At 64.3% G+C, this 15481-nt stretch carries 12 protein-coding genes; 7 read left to right on the top strand and 5 right to left on the bottom strand.

What is annotated here, in order from left to right; all coding sequences use genetic code 11:
* Nucleotides 1-12: 12 nt before the first annotated feature.
* Nucleotides 13-1023 carry a deoxyribose-phosphate aldolase gene (gene deoC / locus B0G81_RS10090; protein ID WP_106277976.1) on the bottom strand — a complete coding sequence of 337 codons (1011 nt, stop codon included), beginning with the start codon at nt 1021-1023 and terminating at the stop codon, nt 13-15.
* Nucleotides 1024-1274: 251 nt separating this feature from the next.
* Between deoC and B0G81_RS10085 the strand changes: the two genes are divergently transcribed.
* From B0G81_RS10085 to B0G81_RS43555, 4 genes are all read left to right on the top strand, one after another.
* On the top strand, nt 1275-2897 hold the full coding sequence (locus B0G81_RS10085; protein ID WP_134134946.1) for a sugar ABC transporter ATP-binding protein: 1623 nt from the start codon (nt 1275-1277) through the stop codon (nt 2895-2897).
* A complete protein-coding gene (locus tag B0G81_RS10080; protein ID WP_106308951.1) occupies nt 2894-3895 on the top strand; it encodes an ABC transporter permease in 1002 nt (333 codons plus the stop codon). The genes B0G81_RS10085 and B0G81_RS10080 overlap by 4 nt, the downstream gene beginning before the upstream one ends.
* Before the next feature lie 80 nt (nt 3896-3975).
* On the top strand, nt 3976-5121 hold the full coding sequence (locus B0G81_RS10075; protein WP_134134944.1) for a substrate-binding domain-containing protein: 1146 nt from the start codon (nt 3976-3978) through the stop codon (nt 5119-5121).
* Nucleotides 5122-5251: 130 nt separating this feature from the next.
* Nucleotides 5252-5422, top strand: coding sequence for a hypothetical protein (locus B0G81_RS43555; protein WP_166678947.1), 171 nt, complete (start codon nt 5252-5254; stop codon nt 5420-5422).
* 56 nt (nt 5423-5478) lie between these two features.
* On the opposite strand, the gene B0G81_RS10070 is transcribed toward B0G81_RS43555, so the two are convergent.
* On the bottom strand, nt 5479-5766 hold the full coding sequence (locus B0G81_RS10070) for a DUF4148 domain-containing protein (RefSeq protein ID WP_134134942.1): 288 nt from the start codon (nt 5764-5766) through the stop codon (nt 5479-5481).
* Nucleotides 5767-6076: 310 nt separating this feature from the next.
* On the opposite strand from B0G81_RS10070, the gene B0G81_RS10065 reads away from it, so the two are divergent.
* Genes B0G81_RS10065 through B0G81_RS10055 form a run of 3 tightly spaced genes read left to right on the top strand, consistent with a single transcriptional unit; the run spans nt 6077 to nt 12251 of the window.
* Entirely contained in the window at nt 6077-9325 is a 3249-nt protein-coding gene (locus B0G81_RS10065) for an efflux RND transporter permease subunit (protein WP_134134940.1), read from the top strand.
* 19 nt (nt 9326-9344) lie between these two features.
* Nucleotides 9345-10721, top strand: a complete 1377-nt coding sequence (locus B0G81_RS10060; RefSeq protein WP_134134938.1) for an efflux RND transporter periplasmic adaptor subunit — start codon at nt 9345-9347, stop codon at nt 10719-10721.
* A 27-nt stretch (nt 10722-10748) separates the two neighbouring features.
* Entirely contained in the window at nt 10749-12251 is a 1503-nt protein-coding gene (locus tag B0G81_RS10055; protein WP_134134936.1) for an efflux transporter outer membrane subunit, read from the top strand.
* 88 nt (nt 12252-12339) lie between these two features.
* Here the strand turns inward: B0G81_RS10055 and B0G81_RS10050 are convergent, their stop codons facing one another.
* From B0G81_RS10050 to B0G81_RS10040, 3 genes are all read right to left on the bottom strand, one after another.
* Nucleotides 12340-13800 carry a heavy metal sensor histidine kinase gene (locus B0G81_RS10050; RefSeq protein WP_134134934.1) on the bottom strand — a complete coding sequence of 487 codons (1461 nt, stop codon included), beginning with the start codon at nt 13798-13800 and terminating at the stop codon, nt 12340-12342.
* Nucleotides 13800-14477: a heavy metal response regulator transcription factor gene (locus B0G81_RS10045; protein ID WP_121310547.1), complete on the bottom strand. Its 678-nt coding sequence runs from the start codon at nt 14475-14477 to the stop codon at nt 13800-13802. The genes B0G81_RS10050 and B0G81_RS10045 overlap by 1 nt, the downstream gene beginning before the upstream one ends.
* Nucleotides 14478-14566: 89 nt before the next feature.
* Nucleotides 14567-15481 carry an ABC transporter ATP-binding protein gene (locus tag B0G81_RS10040; protein ID WP_134134932.1) on the bottom strand — a complete coding sequence of 305 codons (915 nt, stop codon included), beginning with the start codon at nt 15479-15481 and terminating at the stop codon, nt 14567-14569.

Genomic DNA, 15481 nt, shown 5'->3' with positions numbered 1-15481 from the left:
TCGGTCTTCTGTTCAGGCTACGGGGTGACGGTTGAAAGCGGAGTAACGGCCGCTCACGTAATGTTCGAGCTGGCGTTCGATATCGGCCAGCAGGCTCGACGCGCCGATCCGGAAAAGTTCCGGTTCGAGCCACGCACGGCCGAGTTCTTCTTTCATCAGGATCTGATATGACAGGACGGACTTCGCAGTCGACACGCCGCCCGCCGGCTTGAAGCCGATCAGCACGCCGGTACGTTCCTGGTATTCGCGGATCATGCGCACCATCACGAGCGAGACGTCGAGCGTCGCGTTGACGCCTTCCTTGCCCGTGGATGTCTTGATGAAGTCGGCGCCGGCCATCATGCAGACCATCGACGCGCGCGCCACGTTCGAAAGCGTGCGGATGTCGCCGGTGGCAAGAATGGTTTTCAGATGCGCCGGGCCGCAGGCCGCGCGGAAGTCGCGCACTTCGTCGTACAGCGCCTGCCAGTTGCCGGTGAGCACATATTCACGCGTGACGACGATGTCGATTTCCTGTGCGCCGTCCGCGACCGAGGCCTCGATCTCTTTGAGCTTCAGCGGATGCGGAATCAAGCCTGCAGGAAAACCCGTGGAGACCGCGGCAACCGGAATGCCGCTGCCGTGCAGGGCATCGACCGCCGCCGCGACGAAGCGGTGATACACGCACACCGCGCCCGTCGTGATGCCTTGCGGCGCGATGCCGAGCGCTTCGAGCAGATCGGCGCGCACCGGTTGCCGCGCCTTCGCGCAGAGCCGCCGCACGCGGCCTTCGGTGTCGTCGCCGTTGAGCGTGGTGAGGTCGATGCAGGTGACGGCTTTGAGCAGCCAGGCCGCCTGCGCATCTTTCTTGACGCTGCGGCGCGTGCCGAGTGTGGCGGTGCGCCGTTCAACCGCCGACTGGTTGACGCGCAAGCCGTCGAGCCAGGAGGCGTCGAACGGCATGCCGGGATTGCGCTCGGGATGAACGATCGGTGTGCCGCGCAGCGCGACGACCGATGAAGACTGCAATGGGGCTTCTGGCATAAGACATCCGAAAATATGATGCGACGCACAACAGCCGCCGACAATTTGTTCGCACTTATGCTACAACGATTGATAGAATCATAACAAGCTTTGCGAGCAATCGTTACATCATCAAGCGGATGAGCCCGGCGAACGCCTGTGAATGTTATTGACGCACCATATTCATGATGCGAAGATCACAACACGGTTCCGGCCGGTAAGCGTTATACAAAGAAAAGAATTTCGTCGCGTGGACGAAGGAGACATGCCAGATGAGTGAGCCGGTTGCGGTCGCGGCCGCGTCATCGCCTCAGGTTCCATTGATCCGTGTTGCGGGCGTCACCAAACGATTCGGTGGCGTGCACGCGCTGCGCGGCGTCAACCTCGAAGTGCTGCCCGGCGAAGTCCACGCGCTGCTCGGCGAAAACGGCGCGGGCAAATCCACGCTGATCAAGATCCTGAGCGGTGTGCATGCGTATGACGAGGGCGTCATCGAAATCGCCGGCCAGGACGTCGCGTTCGACTCGCCGGCGCAATCGCGCGATGCGGGTGTCGCCGTGGTCTATCAGGATTTGAGTCTCGTCGAATCGCTGTCGGTCGGCGCCAATCTCATGTTGGGCCGCGAACCGCGCACGCGTCTGGGCTTCGTGAAGAATCGCCAGCTCATGGCCACGGTCGGCGAGTTCCTGCGTTCGCATGGCATTCCACTCGATCCGAAAGTGCCGGTCGGCTCGCTGCCCTTCGCTTACCGGCAAATGACCGAGATCTGCAAAGCGCTGATGGGCGAAGTGCGCGTACTGATTCTCGACGAACCCACGTCCGCGTTGACCGGCGGCGAAGAGCAGATTCTGTTCGACGCGATTCGCGCGGTCACGGCTCGCGGCGTCGGCGTGATCTACGTGACGCATCGGTTGAACGAGGTGTTCAGGATTTCGCAGCGCGTGACCGTGTTCCGCGATGGCGCGAATGCCGGCACATTCCAGACCGCGCAAACGGATATGAAGCAACTGGTGGCGGCGATCGTCGGTCCTGCTCATGCCGCGTTGCAGGCGCGGCAGAAAACGGCGGTGGGCGATGGAGCCGCCGTGGTTGCCACTACCGCAGGCGCGTTGCCGGCATCCGAACGGGCGTCCAACGCCGACACCGCGCCCGTACTCAGGTTATCGAACGTCAGCAACGACCGCTTGCATCACATCGATCTCGTGGTTCGCCGCGGCGAAGTCCACGGACTCGCGGGGTTGATCGGCAGCGGACGCACCGAGATTCTGCAAACCATCTTTGGCCTTCGATCCGTCGACGCCGGCTGCATCGAATTCGACGCTCGAACGCGCTCGCGCATCGCACCCGCCGAGGCGATTCAACTTGGCATGGCACTGGTGCCGGAGGATCGTCACCTCGAAGGGCTCGTGCTCGATCATTCGATCGAACGCAATCTGACGCTGCCGCGACTGCCGCATTTTTCTCGCTGGGGATGGCTGCGCAGTCAGGCCGCCGTTCAGCAGGCGAAGCGTTCCATGAAAGAGCTGGCCGTGAAAGCGCCCAACTCATCGACCGCGGTCAAGTTCTTATCCGGCGGCAATCAGCAGAAAGTGGTCTTCGCGAAGTGGAATCATCCGCGCCCCAAGTTGCTCATGCTCGACGAACCGACCGTTGGCGTGGATGTCGGCGCGCGCGAGGAAATCTACGGCGTGGTGAACGATGCCGCGCAGGCGGGCACCGGTGTGCTCATCGTCTCGTCGGATCTGGATGAACTCTTGCGCCTGTGCGACCGCATATCGATCATCGCGGACGGCTGCATCGTCAATACCGTGGAGCGCGCGGAACTCGCCAATGCTGAAGCGCTGCATCACCTGATCCAACTTTCCCGTTCTTCGCTCGAGGCGCCCGTAACATGAATGAATCTGTCTCGCCGCTGACGGCCGAACGGCAGGCGTCGCCGCCGCAGAAAAGCCGTATGCGGCGCATCGCGCAAGCCCTGCTGCAAGGCGACCGGCCATATGCGCTGTATGCCGCGTTCGCGATCCTGCTGGTGGTGTTCAGCTTCGCGTCGCCGTGGTTCCTGTCCATCGATAACTTCCTGAATATCGGCCGGCAAACCGCGCTCGTCTCGATCATCGCGATCGGCATGACCTTCGTGATCATCGCGCGGCAGATCGATCTTTCCGTGGGCTCGACGCTGGCGCTCTCGGGCATGTCAGCGGCGCTCGCCATGGCGTACGTGGGCAACAACTGGGTGATCGGCGCGATTGCCGGGATCGGCACCGGCGCGATCGTCGGCGCGATCAATGGAATCGTGACCACACGTGTCAACATTCCTTCGTTTCTCGTCACGCTCGGCACACTGAGCGCCGCGCGCGGACTCGCGCTGATGGTGACGACCACCAAGCCCGTGATCATCGATAACGACTCGTTCATCTCGATCTTCGGCGAGGGCGATATTTTCGGCGTGCCGGTGCCGATTATCTGGACGCTGCTCGCCGTGATCGCCGGCATTCTGCTGCTGCACTACAGCGTGTTCGGCCGGCAGATTTACGCGGCCGGCGGCAATCCAACCGCCGCGCTTTATTCGGGCATCAACACGCGGCGCGTGACCACCCTCGCCTTCATTCTCACCGGCATGCTGGCCGGACTCGCCGCGCTCGTGCTCTCGGCGCGCTCGCATGCGGCGCGGCCCGACGTCGTGCAAGGCATGGAGCTGGATGTGATCGCATCGGTCACGCTCGGCGGCTGCAGTCTGTTCGGCGGACGCGGCTTCGTGCTGGGGACGCTGCTCGGCAGTCTGATCATCGGCACGCTCAATAACGGGCTGGTGCTGCTCGGCGTGAGTTCATCGCTGCAACTGGTGATTAAAGGCGTGATCATCGTCGCGGCGGTTGCGTTTACGAGGAAGTAGGCAACAAAGAAAGTAGAGAAGCAAGGCAGTTCGGACGTGAAGACGTGAAGCGCGGACATGAAGACCAACGGAGGAGAAACATGAAACAACGTCGTGGTTCAAGAATAGCGTTAGCCAGTGTCATGGCGGTCGCCGCCGTCGCTTGTCTGGCTTCCCCGGGTGCTTACGCACAATGCGTGACCGGCATACCGGCGGGCTCGATGGGGCCTAAGGGTATCGTCGGGCAAGGACCGAACGGCGAAAAAGCCGCGTCGGTGGATGCCGTGAAACTGACCGACGCCGACATCGCCAAGATCAAGGCCGGCAAGTTCAAGGTCGGCATTTCGATGCAGACCATGAACCTCGACTGGTCGCAACTTCAGGTGGCGGGCATCACCGATACGCTGAAGAAGTACGGCGTGGAAGTGATCGGCACGGCGTCGGCGGAATATCAGGTCGACAAGCAGATCGCCGATATCGAGAACACGATCCAGCGCCACCCGAACGGCATCATCTCGATTCCGGTCGATGGCACGGCGACGGCCGCCACCTACAAGAAAGTGTCCGCGGCCGGCATCAAGCTCGTGTTCATGGACAACGTGCCGACCGGCCTGAAGCATCCGGAAGAATACTCGGCGATGATTTCGGCGGATAGCGAAGGCAACGGCCAGATCGCGGCGAAAGTGCTCGCCTCGTGCGTGCCGCAAGGCGCAACGGTCGGGCTCGTGAATTTCGGCGTCGACTACTTCAGCACGACGGAGCGCACCAAGGCCGTCAACGACTGGCTGAAGAAAAACCGTCCGGACATCAAGATCAAGCAGGTCGCCTTCACGGACCCGTCTAAAGTCGGCCAGATCGCGGGCGACTTCCTCACTGGCAATCCTGACGTGAAGGGCCTGTTCGCCGTGTGGGATCAGCCGGCTCTCGACACGCTGACGTCGATGCGCGCGCAAGGCGTGACCATTCCCATGACGACGGTCGATCTCGGCCTGCAATCCGCGATCGAAATCGCCAAGGGCGGACCGCTCAAGGCGACCGGCTCGCAGCGCCCGTACGATCAGGGCGTTGCCGAGGCCATGGCGATGATGAAGGCGCTGATCGGCCAGACGCCGCCGGCGTGGATCGGCGTGCAATCGTTGCCGGTGGTTCAGTCGAACGTGCTCGAGTCTTATAAGACCGTGTTCAAGAAGGACCCGCCGCCGCAACTGGCGGATGCGTGCAAGAAGGCCGCGCCGGCTTGCGGTTGAGGCAGACGGCCCGCGCTCTGTCATCGCACTTCTCTCCTTCCGCTTCCCGACGCCGGCGCGACAGGCCGGCGTCGGGCGCGAATCCTGCTACTCGATAGACCTACTGCGTCGATTCGAACGAGGAGAAAAGATGACCCTGCTTATTTACCTGGTTGGCTGGATCATTCTGATCGGCGGCGTGTCATGGGGATTGATGGCCATGCACGTCGCGCAGCATACGATTGCCATCGTGGCGGTCATTCTGCTCGGCGTCGCTGTGATTACCGGCGCGACGCGGGCACGCAGCCGGGATCGGCCGTAGCATCGGCAATCTGCTGCCAGCCGGAAGCAGCCGGTTTGATACGGCGGTGAATTGGCTCAGTTCGAAACCGGCTCGCCATTCACCGACGGCATCTGCGCGGCGCGCACCGTTGCGGTGTTATCCGCGCGGTGCTCGATCGCATAAAACTCCCGGTTTCGCGCTATTTCGGCATCCGTCGGCGGATACTCTTCATCATGGGACGGCACCAGCCCTTCTGCCTGTGCCTGCTTCAGCTGCGCCGTCACATCGGCGCGCGTCAGACCTGACGTGCTGGTTTGCGCAAAGGCATTCGCGCCGAATGCCAGGCTGAGCGCGGTGACGGCAACAGCGTTAAGCAATTTCATGATGTCTCTCCGGGTAGGGGCAAGCAATGACTGGGTAGCAACACGCCTCCCATTCTTGTCATTTCCCCTGTCCGGGCACTGACCTTCAGATTACCGTTCTGTTATCTATGCACGGCTGGCGATACGCCACGCGAAGCCGCGCCACATCTATGCGCATTCACTTCAGCGCTCACATAACAGAACGGTAATCTAACCGACGGCAGCCCGTCAGCGCCGCCCCGCCACACTCCTGACTTACGAAGCCCGCGTCACGCGCCTCGCAGCACTGCATCGGCGCGTGCCTCCATCGGCCTTTTTTCAGGAACCCGTCATGTGGATTGTCCGGCTGGCGCTGCGCCGCCCTTATACCTTCGTGGTCCTCGCCGTGCTGATCTTTATCGTCGGCCCGCTCGCGATACTGCGCACGCCGACCGATATCTTTCCGAACATCGATATCCCGGTGGTCAGCATCGTCTGGAGCTATAACGGCTTCTCGGCGCAAGACATGGCCAGTCGCATCACATCGAACTACGAACGCGCGCTGACCTCGGACGTCGACGATATCGAGCACATCGAGTCGCAATCGCTGAACGGCGTTTCGGTAGTGAAAATCTTTTTCCATCCGGGCGCGGACATTAATCGCGCGATTGCGGAAGCGGCATCCAATTCGGCGTCGATCCTGCGCGTACTGCCGCCCGGCACGTTGCCGCCGAACATCATTACGTATAACGCCTCGACGGTGCCGATCCTGCAACTCGGCCTCTCCAGCGACACGCTCTCCGAACAGCAACTCTACGATCTCGGCAACAGCCAGATCCGCACGCAACTGGCGACGGTGCAAGGCGCCTCGGTGCCGCTGCCGTTCGGCGGCAAGGTGCGGCAGATCATGGTGGATATCGATCCGCGCGCGTTGCAGGCCAAGGGCCTCGCCCCGCTCGACGTGGTCAACGCGGTCAATGCGCAGAACCTGATTCTGCCGGGCGGCACGGCGAAGATCGGCACGAAGGAATACAACGTGCAGATGAACGGCAGCACCGACACGGTGGCCGCGTTAAACGATCTGCCGATCAAGACCGTGGCCGGCGGCGTGGTGTACGTGCGTGACGTCGCCCATGTACGCGACGGCTATGCGCCGCAGACCAACATCGTGCGCAGCGACGGCAAACGCGCCGCGCTCCTGACCATCGAAAAATCCGGCAGCACCTCGACGCTGACCATCATCCAGCAGGTCAAGGCGATGCTGCCGCATATCGCGGCCGGCCTGCCGAGCGCGCTGCATATCACCGCGCTGTCCGATCAATCCGTGTTCGTGAAGTCGGCCGTGGTGGGTGTGGCGCGCGAGGCGCTGATCGCTGCCGCCCTCACCGCCATGATGATCCTGCTGTTTCTCGGCAGTTGGCGCGCCACGCTGATCATCGCGGTGTCGATTCCGCTCGCCGTGCTGACCTCGCTGATCGCGCTGTCCGCGCTCGGCCAGACCATCAACATCATGACGCTCGGCGGCCTCGCGCTCGCCGTGGGAATTCTCGTCGACGACGCCACCGTCGCCATTGAAAACATCACGCATCATCTGGAGAACGGCGAGCCGTTGCAGGACGCGATCCTGAACGGTTCCGGTGAAATCGCCGTGCCGACCTTCGTCTCGACGCTGTCGATCTGTATCGTGTTCGTGCCGATGTTCCTGCTCTCCGGCGTCGCGCGCTATCTGTTCGTGCCGCTCGCCGAAGCAGTGGTGTTCGCGATGATCGCGTCGTACTTCTTCTCGCGCACGCTGGTGCCGACGCTCGCTATGTATCTGATGCGCGCCCGCAGCAACGCGCCCGCCAGCGGCAACGGTCCGGTTGCGCGCCTGATCCGCTTTCAGGCCGGCTTCGAGCAGCGCTTCGAACGGTTGCGCGAACGCTATCGCGGCGTGCTCGGCGCGGCGATAGCGAGCCCGAAGCGCTTCATTGCGATCTTCCTTGTGCTTTGCCTCGGCTCGCTCGCGCTGGTCCCGTTCGCGGGCCGCGACTTTTTCCCGGCTGTGGACACCGGCGAAATCCGCCTCCATCTGCGCGCGCCGACCGGCACGCGCATCGAGGACACCGCAAGTATCACCGACCAGGTCGAAGCCCGCGTGCGCGATGTGATCCCGAAGCAGGAACTCGGGGCGATGCTCGATAACATCGGCGTGCCGGTGAGCGGCATCAATCTGACCTATGACTCGTCGGACCCGATCGGCCCCGAAGATGCCGACGTGATGATCACGCTCGCGCCGAAACACAAGCCGACCGCGCAATACGTCGCGACGCTGCGTAACACGCTGACCAAGGACTTCCCCGGCGTCACGTTCGCCTTCCTGCCCGCCGATATCGTCAGCCAGATTCTCAACTTCGGCCTGCCCGCGCCGATCGATATCCAGATCGTCGGCAACAAGCTCGACGCCAACCGCGTGGTGGCGGACCGTTTGCTCGCGCAACTGCGCGGCGTGCGCGGTCTCGTCGATGCGCGCATTCAACAGCCCGGCGACGCGCCCGCGATCAACGTCAACGTCGACCGCACCCGGGCGATTCAGGCCGGCCTGTTGCAGCGTGAGGTATCGCAGAACCTGCTGATCGCGCTCTCCGGCAGTTCGCAGACCACGCCGAATTTCTGGCTCGATCCGCGCAACGGCGTGAGCTATCCGCTGGTGGCGATGATGCCGCAGTACGACATCAACTCGTTGCAGGCGCTCGCCAATATTCCGGTCGCGCAGAGCGGCGGCGCGGCGACGACGGCAGCGGCCACGGCCTCATTCTCGGCGAACGGCGTGGGGCCCGCGCCGCAGAACCTGCTCGGCGCGCTGAGCACGCTGACACGCGGCACGCAGCAAGCCGTCGTCTCGCACTACAACGTGCAACCGGTGCTCGATATCTTCGCGTCGGCGCAAGGGCGCGATCTCGGCGGCGTGGCGGCGGACGTCAACCGGCTGGTCGAGCAGATCCGGCCGCAATTGCCGCCGGGCGCATCCATCGTCGTACGCGGCCAGGTGCAGGCCATGCACGATTCGTTCAGCGGTCTGGCGAGCGGCCTCGTGTTCGCCATCGGCCTCGTCTATCTGCTGATGGTGGTCAACTTCCAGTCGTGGCTCGACCCGTTCATCACGATCAGCGGCTTGCCGGGTTCGCTCGCCGGCATTGCGTGGATGCTGTTCAGCACCGGCACCCGCCTGAGCGTGCCGGCGCTCACCGGCACCATTCTGTGCATCGGCATCGCCACAGCTAACAGCATCCTGGTCGTCAACACCGCGCGTGAACTTCACCACGGCGGCAAGCCGCCGTTGCAGGCCGCGCTCGAAGCCGGCTTCAGCCGCTTCCGGCCGGTGCTGATGACGGCCCTCGCCATGCTGATCGGCATGCTGCCGATGGCGCTCGGCCTCGGCGACGGCGGCGAACAGAACGCGCCGCTCGGCCGTGCCGTGATCGGCGGCCTCGCGCTCGGCACGGTGTCGACCTTGCTGTTCGTGCCCGTCGTCTACGGGATGGTGCATGCGTGGCTCGACAAACGCCGCGCGGCACGCAGCGAAAAAGCAGAATCCGCCGTCGCCGCCCGCACTCTTTGATTTCGACGAGACCTTTTTTATGAACGATTCATCACTTCCGCCGAAGTTGGGTGGGCAGCCCGAACAGGTTGCCAACGCCGCTGAAACTCGCGCGCCAGACGCCGCTCATGCTGCTGACCCCGCGCCAGCAGCTTCAGCCGCGCGGGAATCAGACCGCGGCGCGCGCGCGCATACCGCCCCGTCCGCCGAATCCACGCGTGACAAGCGTGACCAGGCGGCCGGCGACGCCGGTTCCCACCGCGAGACAAACGCCGGAACGCACCGCCGTCTCTGGCCCTTCGCGCTCAGCGGTCTTGCAGCGGTCTTGCTGATCATCGGCATCGTGCCGCGTCTGCATGCGAGCGCCGCGCTCACGGAGCAAACGCAAGCGCAAAGCATGCTCAGCGTGTCGGTGGTCAAACCGCGCCCCGCGCCGGCCGTCAACGAACTGCTGCTGCCCGGCGCCGTCACGCCGTTCGCCGAAGCATCCATCTATGCCCGCACCAGCGGCTACCTCGCTCACTGGAACACCGACATCGGCGCGCAGGTGAAGAGCGGCCAGGTTCTCGCGACGATCGAAGCCCCTGATCTGGACGCGCAACTGCGCCAGGCCCGCGCCGACGAAGCCACCGCACAGGCCAATTTCGACTACGCGAAAACCACCGCGCAGCGTTGGCAGAACATGCTCAAGACCCAATCGGTCGCGCAACAGGACGCCGACAGCAAGGTCAGCGATATGGAAGCGCGTCGCGCGATGCTGGCGTCGGCGCAGGCCAATGTCGCGCATCTCGCCGAACTCGTCTCGTACGAGAAGATCACCGCGCCGTTCGACGGCGTGATCACCGCGCGCAACGTCGACGTCGGCGCGCTGGTGACGGCGGGCGGCACGCCCGGCGCCGCGGGCATGTCGGGCGAGCTGTTCCATATCCAGCAGAACGGCGTGCTGCGTGTGTTCGTCGATGTACCGCAGAACGAGGCGCCGTACGTGACGCCGGCCACGGCCGTGTATCTGACCGCGCAGCAGTATCCGGGCCGCCATATCGCGGCGAAGGTGGCGCGCAGCACCGGTTCGATCGATCCGTCGAGCCGCACGCTGCGCGTCGAGATCGACGTCGACAACAAGGACGGCGCGTTGATGCCCGGCGCCTACACGCAGGTGCATCTGCAATTGCAATCGACCACGCCGGCGCTCGATCTGCCGGTCAGCGCGCTGCTGTTCCGTCCGGACGGTGTGACGGTCGCCGTGGTCGACAACAATGGCCGGGCGCTGCTCAAGACCGTGCAGATCGGCCGCGATTTCGGCACGCACGTGGAAATCACGACGGGACTCGCCGCCTCGGACCGCGTGATCGACAACCCTGGCGATTCGATCGCTAGCGGCCAGATGGTCCAGATCATGCCGGCCGTGCACGGCTGAGTGCTTCGTCAGATAAAGGATTTGTCGATGATCAACCTGTCTCTTTCACGGCCGTTGCCGCGTCGCACGCTAGCGGCCACGCTGATCGGTGCGCTGCTCAGCGCGTGCTCGACCCTGCCTGCCTATCAACGTCCGAGCGCCGACATTCCAGCGCAGTACGCGGGCGCCGTGCATACGGGAGCTGTGCCTACGGGCGCTGTGCAAGCGAGCGCCGCGCCCGGCTGGGCGCAGGCCGCGCCGGCCGACGCCACGCCGCGCGGCCCCTGGTGGACGATCTTCAACGATCCCGTGCTGAACGAACTGGAGGCGCGCATCGACGTGTCGAACCAGACCGTACGCAAGGCGGTCGCGCAGGTCCAGCAGGCGCGCTCAATGGTGGACTATCAGCGTGCCGGTTTCTTCCCGACCGTCACCGCCGGTGCCGCGCAGCAGCGTTTTCGGACCTCGCAGAACATCGAAGGTAAATCGCTCGCGGGCAAGACCGTGCCGGACTATTCCGCGGGCGTTGCGGCGAGCTGGGAGCCGGACCTGTTCGGGAAAATACGCGACAGTGTGAACGGCGCGCAGGCGGACGCTCAGGCGAGCGAGGCGGACCTCGAAGGCGTGCGCCTGTCGATGAGCGCCGATCTGGCCGTCGACTATTTCTCGCTGCGCTCGCTCGACACGCAGAAGAAGCTGCTCGACGACAGCGTGAATGCCTACGCCGCCGCGTTAAATCTGTTGCAGCAGCAGTTGAAAAACGGCGCGATCGATGCCTCCGCCGTCGCGCAGGCCACGACGCAACTCGAAGCGACGCGCACGCAAGACACCGACATCGACGTGACGCGTGCGCAGATGCTGCACGCGATCGCGACGCTGATCGGCGAACCGGCATCGACCTTCACGCTGCCGCCGAACGGCTCGGCCGCGGCGCCGCCCGCAATTCCGATTGGCGTGCCGTCACAATTGCTGGAACGGCGCCCCGACATCGCCGCGGCCGAACGGCGCGTGGCGTCGGCGAATGCGCAGATCGGCGCGGCCCACGCGGCGTTCTTTCCCGATCTGGTGTTGTCCGCAAGCGCCGGGCTCGAAAGCACGTTTTTCGCGCCATGGCTGAGCGCGCCGAGCCTGTTCTGGTCGCTCGGTCCGCAGCTGGCCGGCACGCTGTTCGACGGCGGCAAACGCAAAGCCAGCCTGCATGGCGCCACCGCGCAATACGACGGCGCGGTCGCGGACTATCGACAGTCGGTGCTGGTGGCGTTCCAGCAGGTCGAGGACAACCTGTCCGCCCTGCACTCCCTCGCCGACGAAGCCGCCAGCCAGCAGCGCGCCACCACGGCCGCGGACCTGTCACTGCGGCTCACGACGAACCGCTTCAACGCGGGCGCGGTCAGCTACCTCGACGTGGTGACCGCCCAGACGATCGCGCTGACGAACCAGCGCTTCGCGGATCAGATCGCCGCGCGGCAGTTGGAGTCGAGTGTGCTGTTGCTGAAGGCGTTGGGTGGCACGTGGGGTGACGAAGGCAAGAGCGCGGTGGGGTCGATGTAAGCGGAGGGTCCGCGAATTCTGGCGATGGCACCGCGGTGAAATGCTTGAACGCGGTGCCTGCCAGATGGCGCGAGTAAGGTTTTGCGATCTAGCTGGCGCGCGGAAACCTCAGCACGAACCGCGTACTGCGCGCATCGCTTTCCGCATGCACGGAGCCGCCGTGCAGCTCCATGATCGTGCGCACGATGGCAAGCCCGAGCCCGGTCGATCCCGTGGACCCTTGCGACACTCCTGAAGACGGCAGCGAACTGCGCGACGGATCGACCCGATAGAAGCGGTCGAAAATCCGTTCGAGATGCTCGGCGGGAATCGGCTGTCCCTGGTTTTCCACGCTCACGCGCACGGCTTCGGCCGACGCACCGGCGTCCAGCACGATCTCGCCGCCCGGCGGCGTGTAGCGAATGGCGTTGGCGAGCAGATTGCTCACGGCGCGGCGGAACAACTCGAGATCGGCCGTCACGCTGGCCGTGCCGCTCACGCGCAAACGCACATCCGCATCTTCGGCAATGCCTTCGAAATACTCGGCGATGTGAGTCAACTCCTGCGCCGCGTCGAACTCGCGCAGTTGTTTGACGAACTGCGGATGCTCGGCGCGCGCCAGAAACAGCACGCTCTCGATCATGCGCGAGAGCCGGTCGCACTCTTCCAGATTCGAGGCGAGCAGCGTTTCGTAGTCGTCGACGGAGCGCGGCCGCGCGAGCGCGACTTCAGCGGCGCCGCGCATGTTGCTGAGCGGCGTGCGCATGTCGTGCGCGAGGTCGGCGGTGAAACGCGACAGACGCTGGAACCCGTGCTCGACGCGTTCGAGCATCGCGTTCAGCGAGGCCACCAGAGCTTCGAGTTCGCTCGGCACGCGCGCCACCGCGATTCGCGTATCGAGGCGGTTCACCGTGACGAGGCTCGCGCTCGCCGCGATATCGCGCAACGGCCGCAGCGCGGCGCGAATCAGCAGGTAGCCGAGCAGCATGGCCAGCACCACGCCGGCCACGCCCGCCATGTTGAGCTTGTCGCGGTAACGGTCCAGCAGCCGCCAGCGGTCGCTCATGTTGCGCGCCACCAGCAGGCTCGCCGTGTCGCCGTTACGCAGCCGTGCGTCCGTGAAAATGCCGCGGATCGGCGCGCCGTTACGGCCAGTCCAGTCGCCGATATCGGCCTCGGTGATGCGCGCCGTCGCGGCCACGCGCGTGAGCGGCGGCAACCCTGCGACGGTCGCGGCGCCGCTCGCCGCATCCGGTGCGGCAAGCGCGCCGGCGATATTGTGCTCGATCGCGCGCTTGCCGTCGGGATCGAACACTTCCATCGACAGCGCTTCGTTGCCGAGCACAACGCTAGTCAAACGCTCGCTATGGTCGCGCAGGCTTTGCGCCGACTCCAGTTCCTCAGCGAGGCGCCGTGCGTGACGCGCGGCGAGCACGATGTCGAGATTGTCCTGCGCCTTGATCTGCTTTTCGAGCGCTATATACAGGAAACTACCGACCAGCACGAAAACCGTCAGCGTGGTGGCGCCGAACGCCAGCGCGAGCGCCGCGGCAAGCGAGCGGCCGCGCATCAGGCAGTGTCCTTCAGTTCGAGCACGTAGCCCACGCCGCGTACGGTGTGGATCAGCTTGACGGGAAAGTTGTCGTCGATCTTGGTGCGCAAGCGGCGGATCGCGACTTCGACCACGTTGGTGTCGCTGTCGAAATTCATGTCCCACACATACGACGCGATCTGCGTGCGGCTCAGCACTTCGCCCTGGCGGCGCGCGAGCAGTTGCAGCAGCGAGAACTCACGCGGCGTGAGGTCGATACGCGTGCCGCCCCGCTTCACGCGACGGCGGTTCACGTCCATTTCCAGATCGCCCACCTTGATCAGTTCGCTTTCGCGCGGCGGGCCCCGGCGCGCGAGCGTGCGCACGCGCGCCAGCAGTTCGACGAAGGCAAAAGGTTTGACGAGGTAATCGTCCGCGCCGAGTTCGAGGCCGCGCACGCGGTCGTCGATGTCGTCGCGCGCGGTCAGGAACAGCACGGGCGTGGTGCGCTTCGCGCGCAAGGTCTTGACGACGGTCCAGCCGTCCATGCCCGGCAGCATCACGTCGAGCACGATCACGTCGTACTCTTCTTCCAGCGCGAGGATCAGCCCTTGTGGGCCGTCGTTGGCCACATCGACCGCATAGCCGGACTCTTCCAGGCCCTTCTTGAGGTAGGCCGCTGTTTTCAGCTCGTCCTCGATCACCAGGATTCGCATCGGTTGCTCCGCGTGGCATTGACGGTGGAATCATACCGTCAAGCACCACAACGGGCGATTACGATCCGGTAATGTCGATGCGCTGCCGCCTACTCGACGTTATCCGCGACATCGGTCATACGGATCATGTGCGGTTTGACCACATCGTCCTCCTCGTCGCGGGCCTCCGTAGGTGGATGGATCAAGGCTTCGAGCCGCGCCTTGGTCGCCAGAAACTCCGGCGAAGTGACCTGCGAATAGTCGCGCGGCCGCGGCACCGGCACTTCGATCAACTCCTGCACCTCGCCGGGATTCGCCTTCAGCACCAGTATCCGGTCGGCGAGAAAGATCGCCTCATCCAGGTCGTGCGTGATGAACAGCACGGTCACGTCGATGTTGCGCCAGATATCGAGCAGGTGCGTCTGCATCTTCGCGCGCGTTTGCGCGTCGAGTGCGCCGAAGGGTTCGTCCATCAGCAGAATGCGCGGCCGGTTGGCGAGCGCGCGGGCAATCGCCACGCGCTGCTTCATACCGCCCGACAACTGATGCGGATAGGCATTGGCGAATTTCGTCAGACCGACCAGATCGAGCCATTGCAGCGCCTCGCGTTCCGCATGCAGGGTGCTGTGGCCGTTCATCTTCAGACCAAACATGACGTTCTTCTTGACCGTCAGCCACGGAAACAGCGTGTAGCCCTGAAAGACCATACCGCGGTCGGCGCCCGGCCCTTGCACCGGCTTGCCGTCGAGCAGCACGCTGCCGCTCGTCTGCGCCTCCAGGCCGGCGAGAATGCGCACCAGCGTGGACTTGCCGCAGCCCGACGGTCCGATCACGCAGACGAACTCACGCCGGTGCGTCTTGAAGCTGATGCCGTCGAGCGCCGTGCACTCGCCTTGCGCCGCCTTGAAGCGCTTGCCGAGGTCGCGCACCTCCAGAATCACCTCGCGCGATTTCAGGCGGTCGAAACGCTCGCGTACCGCTTCGGACTGGATCAGGTACGACGGAACGGGTTGCGGATTTAACAT

This window comes from Paraburkholderia sp. BL6665CI2N2, assembly GCF_004366535.1.
Classification (GTDB): domain Bacteria; phylum Pseudomonadota; class Gammaproteobacteria; order Burkholderiales; family Burkholderiaceae; genus Paraburkholderia.
The sequence above is the reverse complement of the archived record's forward strand: the minus strand, read 5'-3'. Positions and strand labels throughout refer to the sequence as shown.

What these genes read in the sequence shown, in the direction of transcription:
- deoC (WP_106277976.1), bottom strand. Translation starts at nt 1,023, where the DNA reads ATGCCAGAAGCCCCATTGCAGTCTTCATCGGTCGTCGCGCTGCGCGGC.
- B0G81_RS10085 (WP_134134946.1), top strand. Translation starts at nt 1,275, where the DNA reads ATGAGTGAGCCGGTTGCGGTCGCGGCCGCGTCATCGCCTCAGGTTCCA.
- B0G81_RS10080 (WP_106308951.1), top strand. Translation starts at nt 2,894, where the DNA reads ATGAATGAATCTGTCTCGCCGCTGACGGCCGAACGGCAGGCGTCGCCG.
- B0G81_RS10075 (WP_134134944.1), top strand. Translation starts at nt 3,976, where the DNA reads ATGAAACAACGTCGTGGTTCAAGAATAGCGTTAGCCAGTGTCATGGCG.
- B0G81_RS43555 (WP_166678947.1), top strand. Translation starts at nt 5,252, where the DNA reads ATGACCCTGCTTATTTACCTGGTTGGCTGGATCATTCTGATCGGCGGC.
- B0G81_RS10070 (WP_134134942.1), bottom strand. Translation starts at nt 5,766, where the DNA reads ATGAAATTGCTTAACGCTGTTGCCGTCACCGCGCTCAGCCTGGCATTC.
- B0G81_RS10065 (WP_134134940.1), top strand. Translation starts at nt 6,077, where the DNA reads ATGTGGATTGTCCGGCTGGCGCTGCGCCGCCCTTATACCTTCGTGGTC.
- B0G81_RS10060 (WP_134134938.1), top strand. Translation starts at nt 9,345, where the DNA reads ATGAACGATTCATCACTTCCGCCGAAGTTGGGTGGGCAGCCCGAACAG.
- B0G81_RS10055 (WP_134134936.1), top strand. Translation starts at nt 10,749, where the DNA reads ATGATCAACCTGTCTCTTTCACGGCCGTTGCCGCGTCGCACGCTAGCG.
- B0G81_RS10050 (WP_134134934.1), bottom strand. Translation starts at nt 13,800, where the DNA reads ATGCGCGGCCGCTCGCTTGCCGCGGCGCTCGCGCTGGCGTTCGGCGCC.
- B0G81_RS10045 (WP_121310547.1), bottom strand. Translation starts at nt 14,477, where the DNA reads ATGCGAATCCTGGTGATCGAGGACGAGCTGAAAACAGCGGCCTACCTC.
- B0G81_RS10040 (WP_134134932.1), bottom strand. Translation starts at nt 15,481, where the DNA reads ATGTTAAATCCGCAACCCGTTCCGTCGTACCTGATCCAGTCCGAAGCG.